This window comes from Mediterraneibacter flintii (genome assembly GCF_055387595.1).
This window is the reverse complement of sequence record NZ_AP031405.1, coordinates 3,589,986-3,612,894: the sequence shown is the minus strand read 5'-3', so window position 1 is coordinate 3,612,894 and position 22,909 is coordinate 3,589,986. Positions and strand designations below refer to the sequence as shown.

At 37.4% G+C, this 22,909-nt stretch carries 22 protein-coding genes and 3 pseudogenes; 21 read left to right on the top strand and 4 right to left on the bottom strand.

Translation table 11 applies throughout. The annotated features are described in order from the left end of the window. The first annotated feature begins 1 nt into the window (after position 1). The 11 genes and pseudogenes from ACZ5C4_RS17200 to ACZ5C4_RS17150 all read left to right on the top strand — a co-directional run bounded on the left by ACZ5C4_RS17200 (position 2) and on the right by ACZ5C4_RS17150 (position 9,142). Positions 2-337 (top strand): plasmid mobilization protein, encoded by a 336-nt coding sequence (locus ACZ5C4_RS17200; RefSeq protein WP_464522050.1) that lies wholly within the window; start codon positions 2-4, stop codon positions 335-337. Beyond that, positions 327-476, top strand: a complete 150-nt coding sequence (locus tag ACZ5C4_RS17195; RefSeq protein WP_464522049.1) for a hypothetical protein — start codon at positions 327-329, stop codon at positions 474-476. The genes ACZ5C4_RS17200 and ACZ5C4_RS17195 overlap by 11 nt, the downstream gene beginning before the upstream one ends. Continuing rightward, a complete protein-coding gene (locus ACZ5C4_RS17190) occupies positions 469-1,443 on the top strand; it encodes an AAA family ATPase (RefSeq protein WP_464522048.1) in 975 nt (324 codons plus the stop codon). Before ACZ5C4_RS17195 ends, ACZ5C4_RS17190 begins: the two co-directional genes overlap by 8 nt. A gap of 332 nt (positions 1,444-1,775) precedes the next feature. Further along, positions 1,776-2,919, top strand: a pseudogene (locus tag ACZ5C4_RS17185) (plasmid recombination protein). 8 nt (positions 2,920-2,927) lie between these two features. After that, the gene (locus tag ACZ5C4_RS17180) at positions 2,928-3,302 is read left to right on the top strand and encodes a TnpV protein (RefSeq protein ID WP_464522047.1); all 375 of its coding nucleotides are present in this window, start codon (positions 2,928-2,930) and stop codon (positions 3,300-3,302) included. Positions 3,303-3,415: 113 nt separating this feature from the next. Then, on the top strand, positions 3,416-3,997 hold the full coding sequence (locus tag ACZ5C4_RS17175; RefSeq protein WP_464522046.1) for a TetR/AcrR family transcriptional regulator: 582 nt from the start codon (positions 3,416-3,418) through the stop codon (positions 3,995-3,997). Continuing rightward, the gene (locus ACZ5C4_RS17170) at positions 3,990-4,682 is read left to right on the top strand and encodes an ABC transporter ATP-binding protein (protein ID WP_464522045.1); all 693 of its coding nucleotides are present in this window, start codon (positions 3,990-3,992) and stop codon (positions 4,680-4,682) included. The genes ACZ5C4_RS17175 and ACZ5C4_RS17170 overlap by 8 nt, the downstream gene beginning before the upstream one ends. Further along, entirely contained in the window at positions 4,645-5,835 is a 1,191-nt protein-coding gene (locus ACZ5C4_RS17165; protein WP_464522044.1) for an ABC transporter permease, read from the top strand. The genes ACZ5C4_RS17170 and ACZ5C4_RS17165 overlap by 38 nt, the downstream gene beginning before the upstream one ends. Before the next feature lie 12 nt (positions 5,836-5,847). Then, positions 5,848-6,018, top strand: coding sequence for a cysteine-rich KTR domain-containing protein (locus ACZ5C4_RS17160; RefSeq protein ID WP_464522043.1), 171 nt, complete (start codon positions 5,848-5,850; stop codon positions 6,016-6,018). Positions 6,019-6,327: 309 nt separating this feature from the next. Then, positions 6,328-7,593: a hypothetical protein gene (locus ACZ5C4_RS17155; RefSeq protein ID WP_464522042.1), complete on the top strand. Its 1,266-nt coding sequence runs from the start codon at positions 6,328-6,330 to the stop codon at positions 7,591-7,593. Next, positions 7,586-9,142 carry an AAA family ATPase gene (locus ACZ5C4_RS17150; RefSeq protein WP_464522041.1) on the top strand — a complete coding sequence of 519 codons (1,557 nt, stop codon included), beginning with the start codon at positions 7,586-7,588 and terminating at the stop codon, positions 9,140-9,142. Before ACZ5C4_RS17155 ends, ACZ5C4_RS17150 begins: the two co-directional genes overlap by 8 nt. Before the next feature lie 147 nt (positions 9,143-9,289). Here the strand turns inward: ACZ5C4_RS17150 and ACZ5C4_RS17145 are convergent. Both ACZ5C4_RS17145 and ACZ5C4_RS17140 read right to left on the bottom strand, forming a co-directional pair. Then, positions 9,290-9,970: pseudogene (locus tag ACZ5C4_RS17145) on the bottom strand (site-specific integrase); the annotation flags it as partial. Positions 9,971-10,498: 528 nt separating this feature from the next. After that, complete coding sequence (locus tag ACZ5C4_RS17140) at positions 10,499-11,764, bottom strand: hypothetical protein (protein ID WP_464522040.1); 1,266 nt, start codon at positions 11,762-11,764, stop codon at positions 10,499-10,501. A gap of 466 nt (positions 11,765-12,230) precedes the next feature. Between ACZ5C4_RS17140 and ACZ5C4_RS17135 the strand changes: the two are divergent. The 5 genes and pseudogenes from ACZ5C4_RS17135 to ACZ5C4_RS17115 form a co-directional block, all read left to right on the top strand. Continuing rightward, positions 12,231-13,101 (top strand): annotated as a pseudogene (locus tag ACZ5C4_RS17135) (IS110 family transposase); the annotation flags it as partial. A 543-nt stretch (positions 13,102-13,644) separates the two neighbouring features. Continuing rightward, the gene (locus ACZ5C4_RS17130) at positions 13,645-13,860 is read left to right on the top strand and encodes a transposase (protein WP_464522039.1); all 216 of its coding nucleotides are present in this window, start codon (positions 13,645-13,647) and stop codon (positions 13,858-13,860) included. 205 nt (positions 13,861-14,065) lie between these two features. Beyond that, on the top strand, positions 14,066-14,587 hold the full coding sequence (locus tag ACZ5C4_RS17125) for a GNAT family N-acetyltransferase (protein WP_464522038.1): 522 nt from the start codon (positions 14,066-14,068) through the stop codon (positions 14,585-14,587). Positions 14,588-14,681: 94 nt separating this feature from the next. Then, complete coding sequence (locus ACZ5C4_RS17120) at positions 14,682-15,515, top strand: DNA adenine methylase (protein ID WP_464522037.1); 834 nt, start codon at positions 14,682-14,684, stop codon at positions 15,513-15,515. A 16-nt stretch (positions 15,516-15,531) separates the two neighbouring features. After that, on the top strand, positions 15,532-16,344 hold the full coding sequence (locus ACZ5C4_RS17115; protein WP_464522036.1) for a DNA-methyltransferase: 813 nt from the start codon (positions 15,532-15,534) through the stop codon (positions 16,342-16,344). 81 nt (positions 16,345-16,425) lie between these two features. Here ACZ5C4_RS17115 and ACZ5C4_RS17110 read toward each other — a convergent pair whose 3' ends face one another. After that, complete coding sequence (locus ACZ5C4_RS17110) at positions 16,426-17,277, bottom strand: MerR family transcriptional regulator (protein ID WP_464522035.1); 852 nt, start codon at positions 17,275-17,277, stop codon at positions 16,426-16,428. 202 nt (positions 17,278-17,479) lie between these two features. Here ACZ5C4_RS17110 and ACZ5C4_RS17105 point away from each other — a divergent pair, with 202 nt between their 5' ends. From ACZ5C4_RS17105 to asnB, 4 genes are all read left to right on the top strand, one after another. After that, positions 17,480-17,620, top strand: coding sequence for a hypothetical protein (locus ACZ5C4_RS17105; protein ID WP_464522034.1), 141 nt, complete (start codon positions 17,480-17,482; stop codon positions 17,618-17,620). A gap of 7 nt (positions 17,621-17,627) precedes the next feature. Then, a complete protein-coding gene (locus ACZ5C4_RS17100; protein ID WP_464522033.1) occupies positions 17,628-18,656 on the top strand; it encodes a hypothetical protein in 1,029 nt (342 codons plus the stop codon). Beyond that, a complete protein-coding gene (locus ACZ5C4_RS17095) occupies positions 18,637-19,161 on the top strand; it encodes a hypothetical protein (protein WP_464522032.1) in 525 nt (174 codons plus the stop codon). Before ACZ5C4_RS17100 ends, ACZ5C4_RS17095 begins: the two co-directional genes overlap by 20 nt. Before the next feature lie 95 nt (positions 19,162-19,256). Beyond that, positions 19,257-20,795, top strand: coding sequence for an asparagine synthase (glutamine-hydrolyzing) (gene asnB / locus ACZ5C4_RS17090; protein ID WP_464522031.1), 1,539 nt, complete (start codon positions 19,257-19,259; stop codon positions 20,793-20,795). 114 nt (positions 20,796-20,909) lie between these two features. Here asnB and ACZ5C4_RS17085 read toward each other — a convergent pair whose 3' ends face one another. Next, entirely contained in the window at positions 20,910-21,998 is a 1,089-nt protein-coding gene (locus ACZ5C4_RS17085; protein ID WP_464522030.1) for a pyridoxal phosphate-dependent aminotransferase, read from the bottom strand. A 184-nt stretch (positions 21,999-22,182) separates the two neighbouring features. On the opposite strand from ACZ5C4_RS17085, the gene ACZ5C4_RS17080 reads away from it, so the two are divergent. Then, positions 22,183-22,884 (top strand): metallophosphoesterase, encoded by a 702-nt coding sequence (locus tag ACZ5C4_RS17080; protein WP_464522029.1) that lies wholly within the window; start codon positions 22,183-22,185, stop codon positions 22,882-22,884. Positions 22,885-22,909: the final 25 nt, after the last annotated feature.

The window sequence follows — 22,909 nt, the reverse complement described above, 5'->3', positions numbered from 1 at the left end:
AATGTCAGCGAAAAACAGAGATAACAAAAATAGATGGAGAAATATCACAGTAGGGTTTCGGGTATCGCCTGAAGAAAATGAACTTATTAACAAAGCGGTAGCCTTATCGGGATTACCGAAGCAGGAATACTGTTACCGCCGTTGTTTAAATCAAGATGTGATAGTGCAGGGTAATCCGAGAGTATTTAAGGCTCTTAAAACAGAACTTGCGGCTGTTCTTGCAGAGTTACAGAGGATTGAAGCAGGAAATAGTGTGGATGAGGAACTGCTTAATGTAATTGAACTGATTGCCGTTATTCTCGGCGGTCTGAAAGGAGAGGATACGAATGGAGAATAAAAAAGAAATGACCACTCCGAATGTATCTGCGGCAACAGATACGAAGCAGTCACTTTCTAAATGTACTGACAATAGTATAACCGATAAAACCGTGAACTTCAATACTTTCAGTGAAAAAGGCGGTGACGGCAATGTCTAAGCTTAAAATTCTAAATATGGACGAAATACCTGTAACAGAAGTCGAATGGCTATGGTATCCGTATATTCCTTACGGAAAGATAACCATTGTTCACGGCGACCCCGGCGATGGAAAGACAATGATGATTTTACAGTTAGCTTCTATCCTATCAAGAGGTGATAAACTGCCTTGTGATGATATGGAACGTGAGCCGATAAAAATTATTTACCAAACCGCAGAGGACGGACTTAGCGATACAATTAAGCCTCGTCTGCTTGCAGGCAATGCCGACTGCACACAAATTAAAGTGATTGACGAGTCGGAAGCTGCACTCTCAATGCTTGATGAAAGAGTTGAGCAGGCAATTATTGAAACGGGTGCAAAGGTAATCATTTTAGACCCCGTGCAAGCGTATATCGGTGCTCAAATTGATATGAACAGAGCAAACGAAGTTCGCAATGTTCTTTCTCAGTTAGGTCGAGTAGCAGAAAAGCACGGATGTGCCGTTATCCTTGTCGGTCACTTAAATAAAGTACAGGGCGGTAAAACAAATTACAGAGGTCTTGGCTCAATCGACTTTCAAGCAACGGCACGAAGCGTACTCATTGTCGGCAGGCTCAAGGAAAACAAGGAAGTGCGAGTAGTTGCACACGAAAAATCTTCTCTTGCACCTGAAGGAAAGCCTATCGCTTTTGAACTGAATAAAGAAACAGGATTTGTGTGGAAAGGTCATTATGATATTTCTATCGACGATTTATTAAACGGCGTTAGCCGTGAAAAGAAATCCGAACAGGCAGAGAATTTAATAATGAATTGTCTGTCAAACGGAAAATGTCTTCAGCAGAGTGTATTGAAAAAAGCACAGAATCTTGGTATCTCGAAAAGGGTGCTTGATGAAGCGAAAAAATCTCTCGGTGTTAAGTCAACAAAGGAAGGCAGTGGATGGTATTGGGAACTTCCCGAAGAAAAAGAAGCAGACAGCTTTTAAGGTTGCAACATTGCAAAGGTGCGGAACAAGTGCAATCTTGCAATGTTCTTTTTCGGTGGGTGGTGAGCGATATGAAAGTTTAGCGGAGTGTGCAGAGAGTGCCTTTTCAAAGGCGGAGCTTGGTCTCGCCTGCCGGCTCGGTCGGTTCGCAGCTTGTGTGCCACCGGCACACGCTCACCCTTCGGAGAACGCAAAACCTGCTCGCAGGTTGCATTTTTGATAGGCTTGCCTGTCAAAAGTGCTTTTGCGTTACTTTCGCAGAAAGTAACAAAGGCTCGCCGCAAGCGGCGGAATGGAAAGGAAGTGATTTTATCCAACGGACGATTAGTGCAATGGTCGGGAAAGGCTCGGTCAATCACAACAGCCGTAAATTCAAAGCGGAAAATGTGAATGCTGACCGTTCCCATCTCAATATGGATTACTGCAACGAGAGCATTAAAAAAGTCTATCACGAACTATTTGATGAAGCACTTGAAAGGTACAACGACAAGCAAACAAGAGCAGACCGCCGCATTGATGATTATTATGAGAAGATACGGAACTCAAAGCAGGAAAAGCCATTCCACGAATTGATTTTGCAGATAGGCGATAAGGAAAATATGAGTGCGGAAAGCGAAAACGGACAACTTGCAAGGCGGATTTTAGACGAGTATTATCGTGGCTTTCAAGAGAGAAATCCGCACCTTAGAGTGTTTTCTGCTCATCTGCATTTGGACGAAGCAACGCCCCATCTGCACATTGATTTTGTACCGTTTACAACGGGAAGTAAGCGAGGTCTTGATACAAGGGTGTCGCTGAAACAGGCTCTCGCTGCACAGGGATTTAAGGGCGGCAGCCGTGGCGATACGGAGTGGTCACAATGGGTACAAGCCGAAAAAGAGCAGCTTGCTTGTGTTATGGAACGGTATTGAGTGGGAGCAGAAAGGCACACACGAAAAACACTTATCTGTTTTGGATTATAAAAAGCAGAAACGAGCAGCTGAAATTCAGCAATTAGAAAGTAAAATTGAGAAAAAACAGACGGAGTTTGATGTAATATCAAAGCGTATCAAAAACTTTGATAAAGGGGCAGCTTCACTCTCGCAAATGCAAGAAGCATTGGATAACGCTCCTGAGTACCAACTGCCAGAGCCACAAGGCTTTATGACGGCAAAAAATTACAAGAGTAAAATAGTCGAGCCGTTATTTAAGAAGCTGAAATCTCTTGTCAAAACACTTATGGTAAGGTGCTTTCAGGCGGTTGATGATTACCAAAGGCTTAATCAGGCAAACGCAAGTCTGTATAGAAGTAATGAACGGCTTAAAGAACAAAATAAGCAGTTGACAGTCGATAATAATCGCTTGCGGGAGGAAATTAAGGACTATAAGCTGTTACGGAAAGTTTTTGGAAATCGGCAGATTGACAGTCTATTAGAACAGGCAAGGCACTCTAAACAGCGTGGCACACGCTTTAGAAATAAAGAAAATGAAAGGTAGGAAAACAAATGGCAAGGACAATTTTTGAAGAAATGGGTGGCACTTATGTACGGCAAGGGGATTATTTTATCTCCTGCCTTACCTTACCCGCCGAAAAAGAACAGTCTTTAGGCTTATTTGGACAGCGGCATTTGCGGTACTTAAAGGAATATCACAGGCTTACCTACACCAATCTGCTTACAAGCGGCAAACTGAACACTTACCTTGCCGACATTGACAGGCAGGCACAGGAATGCTTTGAAACGCTTACAGAGCAGATGAAAACGGTGCAGGGTATCACAGAGCAGTTAAAGGCAGAAAACGCTTTAGAATGGGTGCAGATAATGAATAACATTCGGGCGTGTGCAAGAGAGATTGTAGAGATGGAAATCATCTTCGCATAAGACAAAAGCGGCAGGGAGAAATCTCTGCCGCCTATTGACTTTTCATTTTATTATAACTATAATTAAATCGGTTGATGTAAATCAAGTGATTTAAAAAAGAAAGGAACAACAATATGCCGCCAAAAGCAAAATTTTCAAGAGAAGAAATTATAGATGCCGCAATAAATATTGTTCGAGAGGACGGATTTGATGCCTTAACTTCCAGAGCATTGGGAAAAAAACTGGGGAGTTCGGCTCGTCCTATTTTTACGGTATTTCAAAATATGGAAGAAGTACAGCAGGAGGTCATCATAACTGCTAAGAAAAAATATAGAGAATATATTTCCAAAGGATTGTCGCAGGACTTGGCATTTAAAGGCGTTGGAATGGAATATATCCTTTTTTCAATCAATGAGCCAAAGCTATTTCAGCTTCTTTTTATGACAGAGCAATCGCAAATTCCTGATTTAACGGGTGTGCTACCCTTAATAGATGACAGCTATGAGCAAATTTTACGGTCTATTCAGAGTGGTTATGGAATTGATAAGTCCTCTGCTGAAATACTGTATCGTCATCTATGGATATATACACACGGTATCGCCACACTCTGTGCCACTAATATGTGCCGTTTCACTAACGAGGAAGTCAGCAGTATGATACGACAGGTTTGTATCAGTATTCTAAAAAGTATAAAGGCAGGAAGCATAGATGATTGAGGTTAAAGAGATTATCAAGTCTTACGGAATCAGCGACAACAAAATTCAGGTGTTAAAAGGGATAAGTCTTAAGATAAAAGACGGAGATTTTGCTGTTATTTTAGGAGCGTCAGGCTCAGGAAAGTCAACTTTTTTAAATGTAGTTTCGGGACTTGAATACCCTGACAGCGGCAAAGTGCTGTATGACGGTACGGATATTACAACGCTTTCTGATAAGGAATTGACCTTATTCCGCAAAGAAAATGTCGGTTTTATTTTTCAGCAGTATTATTTGCTGCCCAATATGAGTGTCGATAAAAATGTAAAAATGGGTGCTGATTTAGGGCGGAATAAAACGTATCGAAATATCATTGAAGCAGTCGGTCTTGGCGAAAAGCTACATAAATATCCGAGCGAACTTTCGGGCGGCGAACAGCAGAGAGCTTCCGTTGCCAGAGCATTGGCGAAAAAGCCAAAGGTTTTGTTTCTTGATGAGCCGACAGGTGCATTAGATGAGCAAACAGGGCGACAGGTGCTTGATTATATCTGCAAACTTCAAAAGGAATATGGTTTTACAATCGTAATGGTAACGCACAATTTGAATATTGCAGAAATGGCAACCACCGTTATAAAAATGAACAGCGGGAAAGTAACTGAAATAGATACAAATGAAATGCAAAAGACTGCTTACGAGATTGGTTGGTGATAATATGCTGATTGGAATTAAAAATGTTTCAAAACTCATCGGCATTTCTATTATTGCCTGCTGTGCCGTACTTGTTTGTACAATGTTTTTGAATTTTTATTTTGATATTCAGTTGATTGAAAATGAAATAACATCTGAATTGTCAATGGGTTTTTATAATGCTCAGGTTTCTACCGCAAAAGTCATTTGCTTTGTAAGTGGTGGGTGCTTGCTTTTCACTTCTGTTATTATGCTGTTCTTTTATATTAAGCATTATATTGATACACACAAGAAAGAACTTGGAATACTGAAAGCGTTAGGATATTCCAATTTTAAAATTGCAAAAAATTTTTGGGTATTCGGAATCAGTGCTTTTATCGGAACAGCGGTTGGATTTGGCGGAGCATTTCTCATAATGCCGTGGTTTTATGCTTTGCAAAATGAAGATAAAATACTTCCTGAGATAACGATAAATTTTCATTCGAGTCTTTTACTTTATTTTGTGATATTGCCGACCGTGTGTTTTTCGGTACTTTCGATTTGCTACGCTTGGTATAAATTGAAAAAGCCAGTGTTGCTGCTTCTAAAAGATAATCTGCAGGCGGTTTCTAAAACGCCAAGATATAGAATAGAAAAAAGCAAAGGAATTTCATTTATAGATGATTTGAAAAGGAATACCTTGAAATCTAAAAAGACACTGGTATTTCTCATTATTTTTGCTTCCTTTTGTTTTTCTGCGATGACGCAGATGTCTTTCAGTATGAAAGATTTGTCAAGTGAAATGATGGGTGTAATGATGTTAGTCATTGGACTTGTATTGGCGTTCACAACCTTGTTTCTCGCCGTAACTACGGTAATCAATGGAAACACAAAAACCATTGCGATGATGAGGGTGTTTGGCTATTCACAAAAAGAATGTTGCAGGGCAATTCTCGGCGGTTACAGACCAATGTCCCATATTGGCTTTGTAATCGGCACAGTGTATCAGTATGGATTGCTTCGACTTATGGTGGATGTCGTATTTAAAGATATGGAGGGCGTACCCGTTTATAAATTTGACTTTCCTGTTATGCTTATTTCGCTTGCTGTTTTCATCTTTGTTTATGAGATGACAATGTATATTTACTCTGAAAAGATTAAAAAAATCTCTGTGAAAGAAATAATGATTGAATAGCGGGAGCGAACTATGAAGAATAAATGGATATATTGCCCTATTTGCGGTGGGAAAACACACACAATGGTACGAGAAGATACAGAACTGAAAAATTTCCCTTTATACTGCCCGAAATGCAAGCAGGAAAGTTTGGTAGATGTGAAAGAGATGACGGTTCTTGTTCGCAGTGATAAAGATAAATGATTTTGCGGACAACTTGAAATTCTAAGCAAAATAGTTTATAATTTGTGTTGAAACCTATTGATATTATCTATTAATCAAAAGAACTGCAAATACGACAAAAAATAATCTCTAAACAAAAATTGTTCAGATTTTGTCGAGAGGGCAGTGAAAGAGTGAAGCAACTATTGCACCGCATGATACAGTGATGAATTAGGAGAAATGGCAGCTAAATAGGATATTAAGTCTGAAGATATGGCAATCGCAATAGCAGTTTATAAGCTTAGGTTTGGTGGTTATAAAGGGTTTTAGAGTGGAGTGTTACATTAGAATATGACAAAAATTACGAATTTAAATTATATGAAGATGATATGGATTATATGCTTATCAAGTATATATTTGTTTATAGACTTATGTATATATGAAATATTCATTTTTTATGGAAAGAGTAATTTCTTTTTCTTTATTCCTATTTTAGTTTGGGTATTGGTTATGTTGGGCAGGCGGATATTCAGATATGATATATCAGAACATAGGAATATTACTGCGACAATAATTACATTTTTGGTTTTGTGCATAGTTGCAAATTCGAGTTTTATAAATCAAGTTTATGTGAAAAATCGGTTTACAGTATTAACTACGCTTACAGGTATTTTCTTTATAGGTCTTTTGATATTGAAAAGCTTTACTAATATAAAAGAAAATTCAGTATCTTCTATAAATTTTACTAATGAAGATTTATTTAATCTCTTTTATATAAATACATCTAAGGTTCACGAAATTGCTATGCTTATTGATAATAAAATAATGAAAACAGTTGAGCGAGAACAGATTTCGGAAGAATTATTGAGAACAACATCTACGTTATCTACCAAGGCAAATGTGCTATCAGGAGAGGCTTCTGTAGCAAAAGAAGATAATTACAAAAAACGTGTTTATGAAAATTTTGATGTAAAAATAACAAAATCAATAATGTTAAGGAAGTTGTATGAAGTTGCAAAAAAATGTGATGATACAACTAAAAATATATTACCGGGTCAACTAATTCTTTTTAAAGATGTTGAATTGAAAAGAAGAAATATTGATGATACAGTTATGATTTTGAATGTATTACAGGATAGTAAGTTGAAAAATCAAGGAGATGATAGCATTGAAATAAATATGAATAAAATGATGGAGAAGATGCTGGATGACTTTACGATTGACTATCAATTTGAACAGAGTATTTTAGGTGATTGTGATAATACAAAATGTCTTATTCAATTGCCGTATAAATCAAATGAAAATTTTGAGAATGGATATCAACACAATGATTTGCAGTTAGGAAAACTAAGCATAGTTGGAATATATAGGGGGAAAATAGATTTTTCAAAACGAGAAAGTGTTTCGTCGAAGTTTTTGGATTTGTTATCTGATTCCTATAAAAACGAAACAAATCAACCAAATGATGACATAATGAAGGAGAGTTCCATTATAGAAAAACATCAAATGTATTCGTTTGATTTCAAGCCAAATAAACTTAATGAAGAAATGCACTTGATTGATGTCATTGCAATTATTCAAGAATTAAATATAAACAGGGAGAAAACAGATGAATAAAGTCTTATATGTATTTGATTTTGAAAAATTGGATGATTTCAAATTAAATTTTCCTTCGCAGAATTTTGTCAGCATTGCACTAATACTTAATTTAGCTCCTAATGTAGAAAATATAGATGATCTTGATGAAGATTTCATTGATAATTGTATAATTGATATTACAGCATTGTCTTTTGATAATGGTTATTATAAATTGTTTCTTGAGCGATACTTGTATGCTTTGATTGAGAGATTTGAAAACGTAGAGTTTTCAATAAATAGTATAAAGAAAGATGTAATTTTAGAAAAATTTCCTTATATGTTTGATGAAACAAGCGAAGAGTACTCAGTAATAAGTGATGAGAGTAGAGGAGAAGAAAACATTGCTCCTACGGGTGAAATAAATATTACTCCTATTCCTCTATTACTATATAGACAGTCTTTGTTAGAAGGACTCCTCGAAAAATATCAAATTGTATCTGTTGGAAGTTTTTTTGCAGGTACGGATAGTATCAATTATAAGTTTAATGCTGAAGCGATTGAGGATATTCTTATAGCTCAAGATATTCGCTATATAGATGTTACTCAAATGGTGCATACATTTGCGTTGAGGAAAGACTTGGTTTTGGCATTTGAAATTGTTTTAAGACAAATTCAAAATAAAAAACCTGATATTCAATTTTTGATTAGTGAAGATATGGAGGAAGAACTAAAAAAATATTTACCGTTTACTTTTAAGAAGAATAAGGAGTTTTTCGCTTCAAAGGTTGAAGGAGAAACAGATTTATCTTTGGATAGAATAGTACCAGAAATAATCACAAATCTTACATCTCAATTGAAGGGGCATGAGGATTTTAAAAAAGATTTTAACTTTAACCTTAAAAAATTTGCATTATTAAATAAAATGGAGCAACGTAAGATTTTTTCTATTTTTTTAACTGGAGAATCAGGTATAGGGAAAACAGAATTTGCAAAAATCCTCTCAGAAATTATGTATCCGAATCAGGCACTTATAAAAATAAATTTTGGAAACTATTCTAACGAAGGTGTTTTGAACAGTTTAATCGGTTCACCTCTCGGTTATATTGGAAGTGAAGAAGGAGGAGAACTTATTAATAAAATGAAGTTATCGAAATCAAAAGTGATTTTGATTGACGAATTCGAGAAAGCTACTCCAAGTGTGTTTCATTTTTTTTATGAATTGCTTGAAGATGGAAAATTTACTGACCGACATGGTACAGAACATAATTTGAATGGATATATAATTGTATTTACATCAAATATGTCTAAGGAGAGATACCTGAAATCAGTTCCAGATCCACTTAAATCAAGATTTGATATGGTGTATCGTTTTGTAGAATTATCGAACGAAGAAAAAATAAGGTTTATTAATGAAAGTGCAACAGCATTGATTGGTAAGATATATGAAAGTACATCAATAAAGGTGCAATTTGATGATATTAGTTGCCGGTTGAATTTGTTAATTAAATATAATAATCTGCGTAGTATTAAAAGAAAGGTAGAGGATATTGTAATAGAAGAATACTATAAAGAGATAAATGAGAAGTAAGATTAGATAAAATATTGGTATTATCCATAGTTATAGAGCAAGTGTTATCAACGCCGATAACAAAATGATAACATTAGCCCATATAGGCAGGATAATATGGATATATCAAATAATCAAAAGAACTACAAACACGACAGAGAATAATACCTAAACAAAATTGATTAGGGTTTGTCGAGTTTGAATAGTTACTACATCTCTGGAAAGCCTTGATTTATAAGGATTTCCAGAGGTTTTTCTTTTATTGGCTACATCTGCCATTTGGCTACTATCTGAGGCTGTTGTTCCGTTGATAAGGTTTTCAAGTTGTTGTGCGACTTCGGCTTGTTTGTTTGGATACAGATGACTGTAAGTATTTAAGGTTGTCTGTATTTTTTCATGCCCTAAACGGTCAGCAATCAGAAGTGGCTGGCATTCCATCTCAATCAAAAGGCTGGCATGAGAGTGACGGAGATCATGCACACGAATTTTCTTCACACCGGATTTTTTACATCCTCTGAGCATTTCATGGTTCAGGAAATGTTTGGTGTAAGTGAAAAGCCTGCCGTTAGGCTAAATCTCATAACATTTATCCATATAGGTTTCCAAACAATTAGCAAGTGTTTGCGGTATTGTGATAACCTGGTTACTCTTTGGTGTTTTAGGTGCCCAGACAACATCTTTACCATTGATTCTCTGGAAGGTTTTGTTGATGGTAATGATGTTATTTTCCAAGTCCACATCTGCCAGTGTTAAAGCACACAGTTCGCCTACCCGTATTCCGGTATAGTACATGGTCATGAAGGCTGTATAAGAAGCTGGCTTATCTTGTACTGCTGCAATAAACTGTTCAAATTCTGCCTTTGTTCAGAATTGCATTTCTTCTGTATTGCTTTTTCCCATGCTCCCAGCCTTTGTGCATGGATTTTCTCGTAAATCATAATATTTCACTGCATAATTGAACATAGCGGTAATCTGATTATTGATTGCTCGGAGGTAGGTACGCTGAAAAAAGGAAAATCCCACTGGGAGAAGAAAGCAAAGCCACTGCTCAAGAAGATTTAGTGATATGTAGAACTCCTATGAGAAAGCGTGGAGTAAGGTTAATTTTCTTGCTGCCTGTGTAGAGGAACGCTAGAATGTAAAATCGAGGGCGGAAAAGCGAGTGATTTATGTCGTTATTCGCACAAATTTTGCCTATCATATGATGATTGTCCTGAAATAAGAAAATTATATAAATGGGCAAATGTCTATGATGTGAACTGGCTATATAATACTGATAATAAACCTGGCGAAAAAAGAAAAGTGTGTAAGGAACTTATTATTACAAATTATGAGGCAAACATATATAAAAGGCTCGCTTTATAGCAAGCCTTTAGTTTATAATTCCGTTGTCCATTGCTTCATCCAAGGCAAATCGATGCGGTATTTTTGTAATTCTTTGTAAAGCTTATGCTGGTGAGAAGCAACTCGATTGGAATAAACGTGATGTTTTCTCAGCTTGGACATCGGAATAGAATAGAAATTCCATTGGTAATCATATCTTTTAAACGTATGGAGGGATAGTGTGTTGGAATAGGGCGGGTCGATAACAATAATAAGGTTTTCAAAGTCTGTAACTTTGTATAGCCTACTTTGAGTTGGGTGATCATTAACCCTGCCTCTTGAAAGTTGTGACTCACAATCAATTTTAGTGTTAATTTTATCTAAGACAGTTCCACCCCAAGTTAATCCTTTGATTTGAAACCTAACATAATTATTATTAAGATTTTTCAAAACTAAATCACATTTATCAGAACGTTCTAATCCAGTAATGGTTGTAGGATATGTTTTGATACTATGTGCTGTAAGGTATCTTAACAAAATATGTTCTTTAATGAATCCTCGCATATTCATGTCCCAAATCCTAAAATTATCTTTGTTAAAGATAGTTCTTAAAATATAGTCGCTTTTCAATTGTAATAATTTACTTGATTTAGGCAAACACTCATTGTTTGTAGGGGATAATAAATCAGTAGAAAAATTTATACTTTGTGTTAAACCAAGTTGTTTGAAGTTGTTATTTGTATCCGGATTATTAATGTTTAGATACATCGGGCTTTGTATATGATTAGAATGTTCTGAAACTCTAGGGAGAGAGTCTTTGGGGACAATTAATACTGTAAACGGTTTGTAAGATACTAAACCCACAAGAAAATCCGCGAAATCTTCGACTTTATGATAATAATCTATAGATTCTGCTTTTGATTTGGCTCCATGGGTTTTATGTGTTTTGTATGAAACAATTCCATTCGAACAACCATGCGCGTAAGGGGTTTTTAATTGGAGTGTGTGTCCGTTTACGATTCTATCGATGTTAGTATCGCCTTCTACTTCTCTACAGTTGACGTTGTTTATGGACATTATTGAATCAAAAACAATTTCAAAGGCGTGCCCTTTGATTGTACGGGAAACTTCCGTATGGTTGGCGATAACTAGATCAAGGTCATCCAGTGTTATACACATTACAGAACACAGAATAGTTGCTTTACTTTCAGGAGATAAATTCACTACTTTTTCATTAAAAAATTTCTCTGCAATATCTATTATTTCACTGATTTTTCCGCAACATATATTTTCAGTAAGAAGTTCATTAGGGATAATCATAATGTTTCCTCCAAGAACAATTTATATTTTTCTATTTCAAGTGCATCAGCTATTCGCTGAATATTCTCAAGGGAAATACTTCTACGATAACATTCAATAGCACTAATATAGGTGCGGTGATACCATATTTGCCAGTAAATGCTTCTTGAGAAATCCCCTTAGCTGTACGATATTTTTTAGGCTTGTTCCAAATACTTTTACTATATCCATAGTTATAATCCTATTATTAGAATTGCCATAGTCATTCTTTACCTTTTCTACAGATTAGACTACGCTATTTTAAGATACTGTGGATTAGTTCATTCCTCCTACCACTTGATGGTTCATACGAGGCTCCAACTACAGTTTTTTTGTTCATTTGTTAATCAGTTAGTTACCACATGACGGTTTATCAGGAAGTAGGTTATAATCATAAGTGGCCCTGTGATTCTTAAAACAGTATCAATACATTTTTAGGAGAACCTATATGATTTTTGTAGGAATTGATGTTGTTAAAAATAAGCATGACTGCTTTATCACAAACACGAATGGAGAAATTTTATTTAATTCTTTCACCATTACCAGCAATCTCGATGGGTTTAATGGCCTCTATCGAAAAATAACATCCATTACCGAAAATATAACTAACGTAAAAGTAGGACTGGAAGCCACTGAACACTACAGTTACAATCTCTTCGGTTATCTCTTTGATAAAGGTTTCCCGACCTACATTATCAATCCGTTACATACAAATCTGTACAGAAAAAGTCTAAGCCTTAGACAGACGAAAACGGATAAAGTAGATGCCTGCACAATTGCTTCTATGTTGATGTCTGATGTGAACTTAAAGTTCTACTCAGATACATCTTATCACAACGAAGAATTAAAATCACTAACTCGTTATCGGTTTAATAAAGTAAAGGAATGTTCTACCCTCAAAGTATCTATATTTTTGTTTGCATCCTTTTCCCTGAACTTGAAAAACTTGTTCCGACTCTCCATATGACATCCGTCTATTTTTTACTTTATGAATTTCCAGGTGCTTCTTTTGTTGCATCTGTTCATCTTACACGACTGACAAACCTACTTTCCAAAGCCTCTAAAGGTCATTACAGTAAAGATACCGTTGCCCTTTTTTGCTAAACTGTCAGAGCCTATATAGGTTCTGTTATGCCTGCGAAATCTTTGGAATAAAAACATACTATCAAACGTATTCAGGAATTAACTTCTGAAATTGATGAAATCGAGGCCGCTATCAAACAGAGCATGGAGGAAGAGATAACTCTCCTATTCTTACAATTCCCGGCATCAGTTACCGGATGAAAGCAATGAGCGTTGCCGAAATCGGCGACTTTAATAGTTAGTCTCGTATAATATCTTTTAGATACATAAATGTACCTTAAAAATGTAATAAATATTTGCTCAATAGGCTTAGTAAAGCCCATGATATAATTGTCCCAGTGTCAGTCAGGTAATAGTTCTGTTTCCGCCTGTTGAACCAGTAATGGTTGCTTCATGGTTAGTCTGTTCCCCTGACATGGAAGTTAGATTCTAACCAGCTGGCTGTTTATTTAAGTTCATGGGCGACCATCTTACAGTGTGGTTTTGCAGCTATCCATCTTAAGTGGGATTTTTATATGCGAGGGTGTCGATGCTCTATGGTCATGGGTTTTACTAAGCAGATTGAACACGCTAATCTACTATGAAAGAAGGTAATCTTATAAAACCGCTTTCCTGATCCTGTTTCAGTAGCCAAAGCCATACAGAAAGCTGTCAGAAGTTCTTACTGTTTACCCAAGACGGTAAATGACTCCGTGAATTAGGTGCTTTTTATATCCATAACCTCAATGAAGGCAATGGAAGCTTAAATCAAAGAGTTCGACAAAGCAATCACTGTCCAGATGGAACTCCTACCAAATATATTGATATTAATCTTCGGTATTGGACCTGTTTGCTCTGCCGGTATCATGGCTGAGATTGGAGATATCAAGCGTTTTGGAAACCATGCTCAGCTTGTTAAATACGGCGGTCTTGCATGGAAACAATATCAGTCTGGAGACTTTGAAGTCCAAACGATAAGGCTCATACGCTCTGGCAACCGAAGGTATATTACTTGAAATATTGACGAATCAGTATTCCAGGGGCATACTGTATATTAAATAGTTCTTCTTTCTGGTGTTCATCACATGCAGTATTCAAATTATTATGAATACGATACGTTTAGTGAGATGATAAGGAAGGGTAAGAATCTACAATAGAAGCTTATATAGTATTGATATAGAAATAACCATACAAAAATACAGATAGATAAGGAGCAACAATATGTGTAAGAAAAAACTATACGGACAGTTTGAGTTCAGAAATATCCTTTTGGAAGAAGCAGAGCAGGCAGCAGAAATTGAAAAGATATGTTTTCCTCCGAATGAAGCGTGCTCTAAACCTATTATGAAGGAGAGAATTATACAGGCTCCAGAATTATTTTTGGTCGCAGCAGACAAAGAAACGGGAAAGCTTGCAGGCTTTTTAAATGGTCTTGCTACCGACGAAGAGGTTTTCAGGGATGCATTTTTTGAAGATGTTAGATTACATAATCCAACAGGCAGGAACGTTATGCTGCTTGGATTGGATGTACTTCCGAAATACCGTGGAAAGGGACTGGCGAGAGAGCTGGTGTCTCAATATTTTTTCAGAGAAAGGAATCGAGGAAGAAAAAGAATTATTTTGACATGCTTAGAGTCCAAAGTTAAAATGTATGAGAAAATGGGCTTTTGTAATTATGGGATAGCCGCATCTTCCTGGGGTGATGAGCAGTGGTACGAAATGGGATATGTACTGAATAGATAGAGAAAACGTTGCAGTTGTTATTTTTACATTTCCAAACTATAATAATAGTTATGTAAAAAGGGTAAAATTATATTGCAGAAGAGAGGACTTGTAAATGAGTGATGCAAGCTTGTCTCCCTTTGTGAAATGGGCAGGGGGTAAACGTCAGCTTTTAAATGAAATCAAGGAAAGAATGCCTGAAGGTTTTTATCGATATTATGAGCCATTTGTCGGAGGCGGTGCGGTAGTATTTGATATACTTCCAGAAAACGCAGTAATAAATGATATTAATAAAGCATTGATTAATGCATACAGGCAAATATGTAAAGAGCCAAAGGCTTTTTTAAATATTATCAATAGCTTAGATAGTAAAATGTGGGAGGACGGAAAGGCTTACTATTATTCATTACGGGAGCGATATAATGATAAGCTGATGCAGAAGGAATATGATACGGAGTTGGCGGCATTGTTTGTATTTATCAACAAACACTGCTTTAATGGATTGTATAGAGTCAATGGGAGAGGGCTATTCAATGTACCTTACAACAACAGTAGAAGGCAGTCGGTGGACACGGAGTCTATATATGCGGTTTCAGAGTATCTGCAGAATGTAACTATTTTAGAAGGAGACTTCCAAAATGCATGTGTCACTGCCAGGAAGGGTGATTTTATCTTTATTGACAGTCCGTATGCACCGCTGAATCCTACTTCCTTTGAGTCTTACACAAAGGAAGGGTTTGACATAGAAAGCCATAGAAGGTTGGCGGAATTATTTGATGAACTGACACAGAGGGGATGTAAGTGTATGCTGACAAACCACAATACCGATTTGATACAGGAATTATACGGAAATAAGGGATACAGAATGGATGTTGTACGTGTGAAGCGTATGATAAATTCAGATGCCTCGAATCGTGTCGGCGAGGAGATTATTATATGCAATTATTAAAGGTGGATTTCATTATATGGAAAGAGTGATTGCAGGGACTGTACAGAAATATTTTGAAGCGGAAGGCGTGCAGCTTATTTATGGGGATGCGTTTCAGATATTAAGGAAAATAAAACCAGAATGTGTAGATATGATATTTGCAGATCCTCCATATTTTTTAAGCAATGACGGAATAACCTGCCAGGGAGGAAAAATGGTTTCTGTCAATAAAGGTGACTGGGATAAGCTGGGGAAAGAGAAAACAGCGGATGTCGGGGAAAAGCATAAATTTAACAGGAAATGGATTCGTTTATGCAAAAGAGTATTGAAGGCGGATGGGAGCATCTGGATTTCTGGTACACTGCATAATATATATTCCATTGGAATGGCGCTGGAGCAAGAAGGGTTTAAAATTATAAATAATATTACATGGCAGAAGACAAATCCACCGCCCAATCTGGCATGCAGATGTTTTACCCATTCAACAGAAACAATTTTGTGGGCGCAGAAAAATGAAAAGAGAGCAAAGCATTTTTTTGCGTATGAATTGATGAAAGAGATAAATAACGGAAAACAGATGAAGGATGTATGGACGGGAAGCCTGACAAAGCCATCTGAAAAAAAAGAGGGGAAGCATCCAACGCAAAAGCCGGAATATCTTTTAGAAAGAATTGTTCTGGCATCTACCAAAGCTGGTCAGACGGTTTTAGATCCTTTTTGTGGTTCTGGTACTACGGGAGTAGCAGCGAGAAGATTTGAAAGACAGTTTATTGGAATTGATAATTGTGAAGAGTATTTAGAGATTACAAAAAGAAGGCTGGAGAAAGTCCTTGCGGGAAGAAGAAATTAAAACGACTTGCCCAGAAAGCGCCTGTATCTTGGGCTTTCTGGGCAGATGTATGACAAAAGGAAAGAGACAGACAAGAAAGAATTAAACTTTTCGGTAAAAGGCCTCTATTGCTCTTCCAAAAAATTCTGTTGTGCCCGAGCCATAGACAGAATCCTGTATTTTTTGGAGTTCCTCATTTGTCTGATATAATTTTGCCGTTTCTAAGAGGAGAGAGGAAACGTCGTTCATCTGATATAGCTGTTTGAAGATGAAATCATATTCTCCAATGAGTTCTTTTACTTCGAAGGAATGGACATCGCAGTTTTTCTTTACGGCAAGTTTATTAAGGATAGCTTCCAGACGGCGCTGATAAGCGGGGAGAAGCTGTGAAGTATCGGGAGAAGTGGCTGCTTCCAACGCATGCTCCTTGTCTCCGTACCATTCTGTTATTTTCTGAAAGTTTTTCTGTGCAGCTTCACTGGAAGCAGTTTCTATAAAATGTTTATGAAAAGCCTCCATACTTCCATATTTTTCAATAAAGATTTCTTTTTGGGCCTGATTCATATTTACAATCATAGAATGATACATATCTTCTAATTCTGTTTTATTAAATATTGCGAAATTCATAGAATTTTCTCCTTTCAAAATTGCATCTATATTTGTAAGTAATTGTTCTATATGTGCTTTTTTTGACAACAGCATTTCTCGTTGCATATGTAGAATCTGATTTTTATCTAGAACAGGGTCATTTATGACGGCTTTGATTTTTTTAAGAGGAATGTCAAATTCCCGAAAAAATAGTATTTGCTGCAGTGTTTCGAGGGCCTTGCCATTGTAAAGCCGATACCCGGTCGGACTTTTGGACGTGGGCTTAAGAAGCCCTATCTCATCATAATAGTGAAGCGTGCGCACGCTGATGCCGGTCAGCTTTGATATTTCTTTTACTGTCATCATTTGGATATCCTCCCTGTTCTTGATAGAATTACTTTACTCTATTACGCACCGTGAGAGTCAACCCTTTTTCACAAAATTATAGAAATATTTTTTCAATATCGAATCTTAATAATTTGTAAAATACATAGTGAAATGGAAAATTGCGTGATAAGATAAAAGTAGAGATAAAGTTCAGACAAATGAGAAAAAGAGGAGAGACCCTATGAAAGAAAAGAGAGAAAAAGCAGTTGCTATTTACCATCGGATTATGAGACGGGAGAATTTTGAGACTGCGGCGAAAGACATATTTCATCTGCTTGTTGAGACACAGAAAAAAGAACCTGACAGGCCGCGGAGATTATAAAAAGACAGTGCAGCGTGCAGAAAAATGGATTCTGCCCAAGGTGCGGTATCTCACAGCGAAAGAAATTAAAAAGATGGAACGGGATGCGGGTAAGGACTATCGCAGAGGGTATTTGACACAGGGAGTATTTACCAGAGAGGCGTTTATTCTGGTACTGGAGTATTTAGAGCAGATTCCTAAAATTCCCCGTCAGGAAGATGTGTTCTATGAGGGATTGGCCGATTTCCTGCTGGAAGACTGGACAAGTGAAGAAAAGGAGACATTGTATATACTGGCAAGAAAAACAGTAGAATATGGGTGTGAGTATTTGGCGGAAAGTGACTTAAAAGAGTACTGTGGTGTCAGTACAAAGACAGTGGAAGAATTTGTAGAAAGAGGAATAATCCTTCAAAATGGAAAGTGGTATCATTTTTGGAATTTTGCATTTAGAATAAGTTTGGCATTGAGAAGCATAGAAAGCATGTCTTCAGAAGAAAAGCGTGAGTACTATCAAAAGAAGCTGTGGAGCTATTGGGACAATGAGGATGGGGATATATGGGTTTCGAAGCTTTGCTGTACCAGATGGGATGAATTTAAGGAGCTATTTACAGTCCCTTCATATTCTGAATTTTTGCAGACTGCAAGAAAAGAGGGAAAAGGGCAGCCGGAGAAATGGTTAATGGAGCAGATGTGCTGGGAAGGGAGAATTTTAAAAGAGGGAACGGATATAAAAGTGATAACAACCGTTTCTCCTCCTGATGCAATCCGAGTATTCGACCTGACGGACGGTGAAATACTGGATGAGGCCTATCAGAGCTTCGAAGATATGTTCTATAAGCAGGCAGAAAATTTGGAAGAATTTAAAGAGGATATAAAATTGGATGGATCGGCCGAAGTTTATGCCGCTGCGTTGCTTCGTACAGAAAGGAGGAGAAGGCTTTTAGAGGAGAATAGATGTCTTGAATCAATGAGAAAAATACTTGAGAGGATGGAAAGCTATCTTAAAAATAATAAGGTAAATATAAGAAGGAGTAAACATGACAAGACAACCAAATAGATTTGGCGGCGGGGCCAAGACAAACGCAAATGGATTGCATTTTGAGCAGATGACACGTTTAGCGGATGCTTTGACAAATGCAGGATATGGCGTTCTGGGACATAAAGTATTTAAAGAAGGACAGGAAATCGGGATGTGCCTGCCGCAGAAAAGCTTATATACATATTTTTTAGTACCGCATGGGATAGACTACAGGGAATTTAATTCAAAAGAGTGGCATCCAGATGAAGCGTTTGTGAATTATGAGAGAAAGACAGCGTATATCATTGAAAAGAAATTTCAGAATTGTGCCGGCTCCGTAGATGAGAAGCTGCCGGGCTGTCATTTCAAAAAGTGGGAATATGAGAAATTATTTGCCCCTTTAGGGTATCAGGTTGAATTTATTTATATTTTTAATGACTGGTTTAAAAATCCAAAATATGAGGACATTTTACAATATATTTCTAATATGGGATGTTATTATTTTTATAATGAAATACCCTTGCGTGCCCTTGGGCTGTCTTAGACAGCGGTTCTTGTGGTTTTATCTATATCATGGTAAACTATATGGATAAAAAGTAGTTTTAGTAAGAAATTTATAAGCAAAGAAAGGATATACCAATGATAAAAGTGAAAGAATACAGCGGACATATCCGCAACTGGAAAGCATTGTGTGAAGAGTTGAAAATTGCTCCAAACTTGTCCAGAGAGGTACGTGAAGAATTAATTCTGCTAAAAGCATATGAAACCTGGGGTTGTGATATGGGGAATCATTTGTATGGAATGTTTGCATTTGCTCTATGGGATGAAGAAGAAAAGAAGTTATTCTGTATGCGGGATCACTTTGGCACAAAACCATTCTATTATTATGAGACGGCAGACGGGCAGTTGCTGTGTAGCACGAGTATTCGAAAGATTATGGAACAGCCTGGATTTGTAAAAGAATTGAATGAGGAAATGCTGCAGATTTATATGAGTCTGACTTATGTCGCGGGAGAAAATACGTTTTTCCGCGGATTAAAGAAATTGCTGCCGGGACGGTATCTGGTCTGGCAGAACCGGAAATTGAAAATAGAGCGTTACTGGACGCCGCAGTTTCGTCCGGATGAGAGCAAGACTTTGGAGGAATGGGCAGATGAAATTCACATTACAATTGGGCGAATTATGCCGGAGGTAAAGGATGAGAATGAAACGGCGGAATCCTTCCTTTCCGGAGGAGTAGATTCTTCTTATGTGCTTGCCATGTCTGATGTAGAACTGACAGATTCCTGTGGGTATGAAGAAGAACGGTTTGATGAATCAGGGCTTGCAAAGCAGACAGCAGATATATTGGGTCGGAAAAATGCGAGGTGCCTGATTACACCGGAAGCATATTTTGGAATTGTGCCTTATGTGATGTACAATATGGAACAGCCGCTGGGAGACGCTTCTGCGATCGCCTTTGCGCTTGCGTGTCGGGCGACAGCGGAACACACAAAATTATGTTATTCAGGGGAAGGCGCAGACGAATTTTTCGGCGGATATAATATGTACCGGAATGCAGAGCGTTATGGAGAGAATTTAAAAACCTTCTATGTTGGCAATACAAATATTATGAAGGAAGATGAGAAGCGTAAGATTCTTAAAAAATACGATCCAGATGTGCTTCCGATTGAACTGGTACAGGGAATCTATGAGGAGACAGAAGGCTTAGATCCGCTTACTAAGATGTCAGATGTGGACATTCAAATCTGGCTGGAAGGGGATATTTATCTGAATGTAGATAAGATGAGTACAGCGGCAGGCTTGGAAATCCGTATGCCTCTTACAGACAGAAGAATTTTCGATATTGCCTCCCGTATGCCGTCCAGATATAAAGTGGACAGAGAGCAGAATAAAGTGGCATTGCGCACTGCTGCGGCAAAGGTGCTGCCAGAAGAGATAGCATTTCGCAAAAAGCTGGGCTTTATCGTACCGATTCGGATTTGGATGGCGGACGAGCGTTATAACCAGGATGTGCGGAAAAAGTTTAACAGTGATATGGCAGAGAAATTTTTCCACATAGAAGAAATCAATGCGATATTCGATGATTATGTAGGCGGAAACTCAGATAATTGGAGAAAGGTCTGGACGATCTATACATTCCTGGTATGGTATGAGGAATACTTTGTAAAGAGATAGAGGTTTTATTCTGTGGAGCGTATGAGGAGGCATCTGGAAGAAAATGTATCTGGCAGATGTTCTCCTCATACGCTCCATGTAAAGAGAGGGGAAGTATCAAAAAAACGTTAAAAATCAGATCGTCTTCAAAACATGCAGAAGACGTGTATTAGCCTCCGGATCCATGATACAAAAGCGTACGAATTCTCCCTCTAAGCACTGGAAGGAGGAACAGTCGCGTATCATCAGTTCATTTTTTATGCAAGTCTCAAACACATCAAAGGACGTAACGTGTTCTTTCTGGATTTTAAGAAGCAAAAAATTCGCAAAAGGCAGATAGGTTTTAAAAGCAGGGAACTTTCTGATTTCCAAATACAGTCTGTCACGCTCGGATAAAATAAGCTCTCTTGTGCGGAGAATATATTCTGTATCCTGAAGCATCTTCTCACCGGCAAATGCGCCTATACTGTTCAAAGACCAGGGAATCTGTTTTTCTTTCATTTTCTTTAAAAAGTCCATATTTCCCGTGATACCATAACCAAGCCTAAGCCCTGGAGCAGCGAAAAATTTAGAAACACCGCGCAGTACCATGAGATTTGAAAATTCCCGCGTCAGTGGGATTGCGGTTATGGAATTTATGTCTGGGGCAAATTCAACGTAGGTTTCGTCAATCATAACGAAAATATTTCTGGCTATACAGTAGGTAAGAATTTTCTTGAGCTCCTCTTGCGAAATAGCGGAGGAGGTTGGGTTGTTGGGATTACAGAGGATCAGAAAATCATAGCCTTCTTCGAGGGTATGGCATAAATCATCCACATCCAATTTAAAATCCTTCTCTTCCTGTAAATGATAGTATTCCTGCGTACTGCCGGAGAAAGAAAGTTCACGGGAGTATTCGGAGTAAGTAGGACCTAGAATCAAAGTTTTAGATGGATTTTTCTGTTCAATCAGAAGAGAAATCAGTTCACTAGAACCATTTCCAGGCAGGATAAAGTCAACAGGAATATGACAGTATTCAGAGATGGTCTGTCTAAGAGAAGTATAGTCTCTGTCAGGATATGTGGAGAGTATATCCAGATGGCTGGACACTGCTTCTTTAACGCGGGAAGAAAGTCCAAGTGGATTGACATTTGCTCCGAAATTAACAATATTTTCTCTTTTTAAACCATAATGAGAACAAATTTTTTCTATATCACTTCCATGAAAAACCATTTTTGTATTCATTTAGCTTCTATGCTCCTTTTATCATTCCTTAAAGGTATATTTCTTCACTCTGTGCTCAATTATAGCATAATTTCAAGTATGTGGTAAACGATTATAAAACAGGAGTAAGGAAAGCTATTTTTGCTGCTGTAAACAAAAAATGTTACAATCATAGAAGGATAAAGAGGAAAGGCAGGCATAACGAATGGCATTGTTTGCGATAGGGGATCTCCATCTTTCCTTTACGGTTCATAAACCAATGGATGTATTTGGACAGGAATGGAGAAATCATGTAAAGAAGATTGAGAAATATTGGAAAAGAAAAGTTCGAAGAGAAGATACGGTAGTTCTCACAGGGGATCATTCCTGGGGACGTAATCTGGAGGAGTGCAGAGCAGATTTAGAGTTTATTGCTTCGCTTCCTGGAAGAAAAATTCTACTTAGAGGCAACCACGACATGTTCTGGGATGCAAAGAAAACAGAAAAACTCAATGAGCTATACGGTGATCGTCTTTTTTTCCTGCAGAATAATTTTTATACATATAAAGACTACGCGCTGGTGGGAACAAAAGGATACTGTTATGAAGGAAAAGACAGCTTCTCACATTTTGAAAAAATAAGAGAAAGAGAAATGACGAGGTTGCATATATCTTTTGAGGCTGCGAGGACAGCCGGATATATGAAATATATTATGTTTCTACATTATCCGCCTACCAGTATAGGAGAAATGAAAAGCTGTTTTACAGAGATAGCCGAAAAATATGGCGCTGAAAAGGTCATTTATTCACACTGCCACGGAAGGGCGCGATACCATGATAGCTTCTTAGGAGAAGTAAATGGGATTGAATACCGTCTGGTATCTTCAGATTATTTGCGTTTTAAACCGGACATGATTTTGAAGGCGTGAGAGTAGATGTAAGTGATACATGCAG

Coding starts and splice junctions, on each gene's coding strand:
- ACZ5C4_RS17140 (WP_464522040.1), bottom strand. CDS start 11,764: ATGATTATCCCTAATGAACTTCTTACTGAAAATATATGTTGCGGAAAA.
- ACZ5C4_RS17120 (WP_464522037.1), top strand. CDS start 14,682: ATGAGTGATGCAAGCTTGTCTCCCTTTGTGAAATGGGCAGGGGGTAAA.
- ACZ5C4_RS17180 (WP_464522047.1), top strand. CDS start 2,928: ATGGCAAGGACAATTTTTGAAGAAATGGGTGGCACTTATGTACGGCAA.
- ACZ5C4_RS17080 (WP_464522029.1), top strand. CDS start 22,183: ATGGCATTGTTTGCGATAGGGGATCTCCATCTTTCCTTTACGGTTCAT.
- ACZ5C4_RS17110 (WP_464522035.1), bottom strand. CDS start 17,277: ATGATGACAGTAAAAGAAATATCAAAGCTGACCGGCATCAGCGTGCGC.
- ACZ5C4_RS17095 (WP_464522032.1), top strand. CDS start 18,637: ATGACAAGACAACCAAATAGATTTGGCGGCGGGGCCAAGACAAACGCA.
- ACZ5C4_RS17130 (WP_464522039.1), top strand. CDS start 13,645: ATGGAACTCCTACCAAATATATTGATATTAATCTTCGGTATTGGACCT.
- ACZ5C4_RS17125 (WP_464522038.1), top strand. CDS start 14,066: ATGTGTAAGAAAAAACTATACGGACAGTTTGAGTTCAGAAATATCCTT.
- ACZ5C4_RS17085 (WP_464522030.1), bottom strand. CDS start 21,998: ATGAATACAAAAATGGTTTTTCATGGAAGTGATATAGAAAAAATTTGT.
- ACZ5C4_RS17175 (WP_464522046.1), top strand. CDS start 3,416: ATGCCGCCAAAAGCAAAATTTTCAAGAGAAGAAATTATAGATGCCGCA.
- asnB (WP_464522031.1), top strand. CDS start 19,257: ATGATAAAAGTGAAAGAATACAGCGGACATATCCGCAACTGGAAAGCA.
- ACZ5C4_RS17150 (WP_464522041.1), top strand. CDS start 7,586: ATGAATAAAGTCTTATATGTATTTGATTTTGAAAAATTGGATGATTTC.
- ACZ5C4_RS17165 (WP_464522044.1), top strand. CDS start 4,645: ATGAAATGCAAAAGACTGCTTACGAGATTGGTTGGTGATAATATGCTG.
- ACZ5C4_RS17170 (WP_464522045.1), top strand. CDS start 3,990: ATGATTGAGGTTAAAGAGATTATCAAGTCTTACGGAATCAGCGACAAC.
- ACZ5C4_RS17105 (WP_464522034.1), top strand. CDS start 17,480: ATGAAAGAAAAGAGAGAAAAAGCAGTTGCTATTTACCATCGGATTATG.
- ACZ5C4_RS17195 (WP_464522049.1), top strand. CDS start 327: ATGGAGAATAAAAAAGAAATGACCACTCCGAATGTATCTGCGGCAACA.
- ACZ5C4_RS17190 (WP_464522048.1), top strand. CDS start 469: ATGTCTAAGCTTAAAATTCTAAATATGGACGAAATACCTGTAACAGAA.
- ACZ5C4_RS17160 (WP_464522043.1), top strand. CDS start 5,848: ATGAAGAATAAATGGATATATTGCCCTATTTGCGGTGGGAAAACACAC.
- ACZ5C4_RS17115 (WP_464522036.1), top strand. CDS start 15,532: ATGGAAAGAGTGATTGCAGGGACTGTACAGAAATATTTTGAAGCGGAA.
- ACZ5C4_RS17200 (WP_464522050.1), top strand. CDS start 2: ATGTCAGCGAAAAACAGAGATAACAAAAATAGATGGAGAAATATCACA.
- ACZ5C4_RS17155 (WP_464522042.1), top strand. CDS start 6,328: ATGACAAAAATTACGAATTTAAATTATATGAAGATGATATGGATTATA.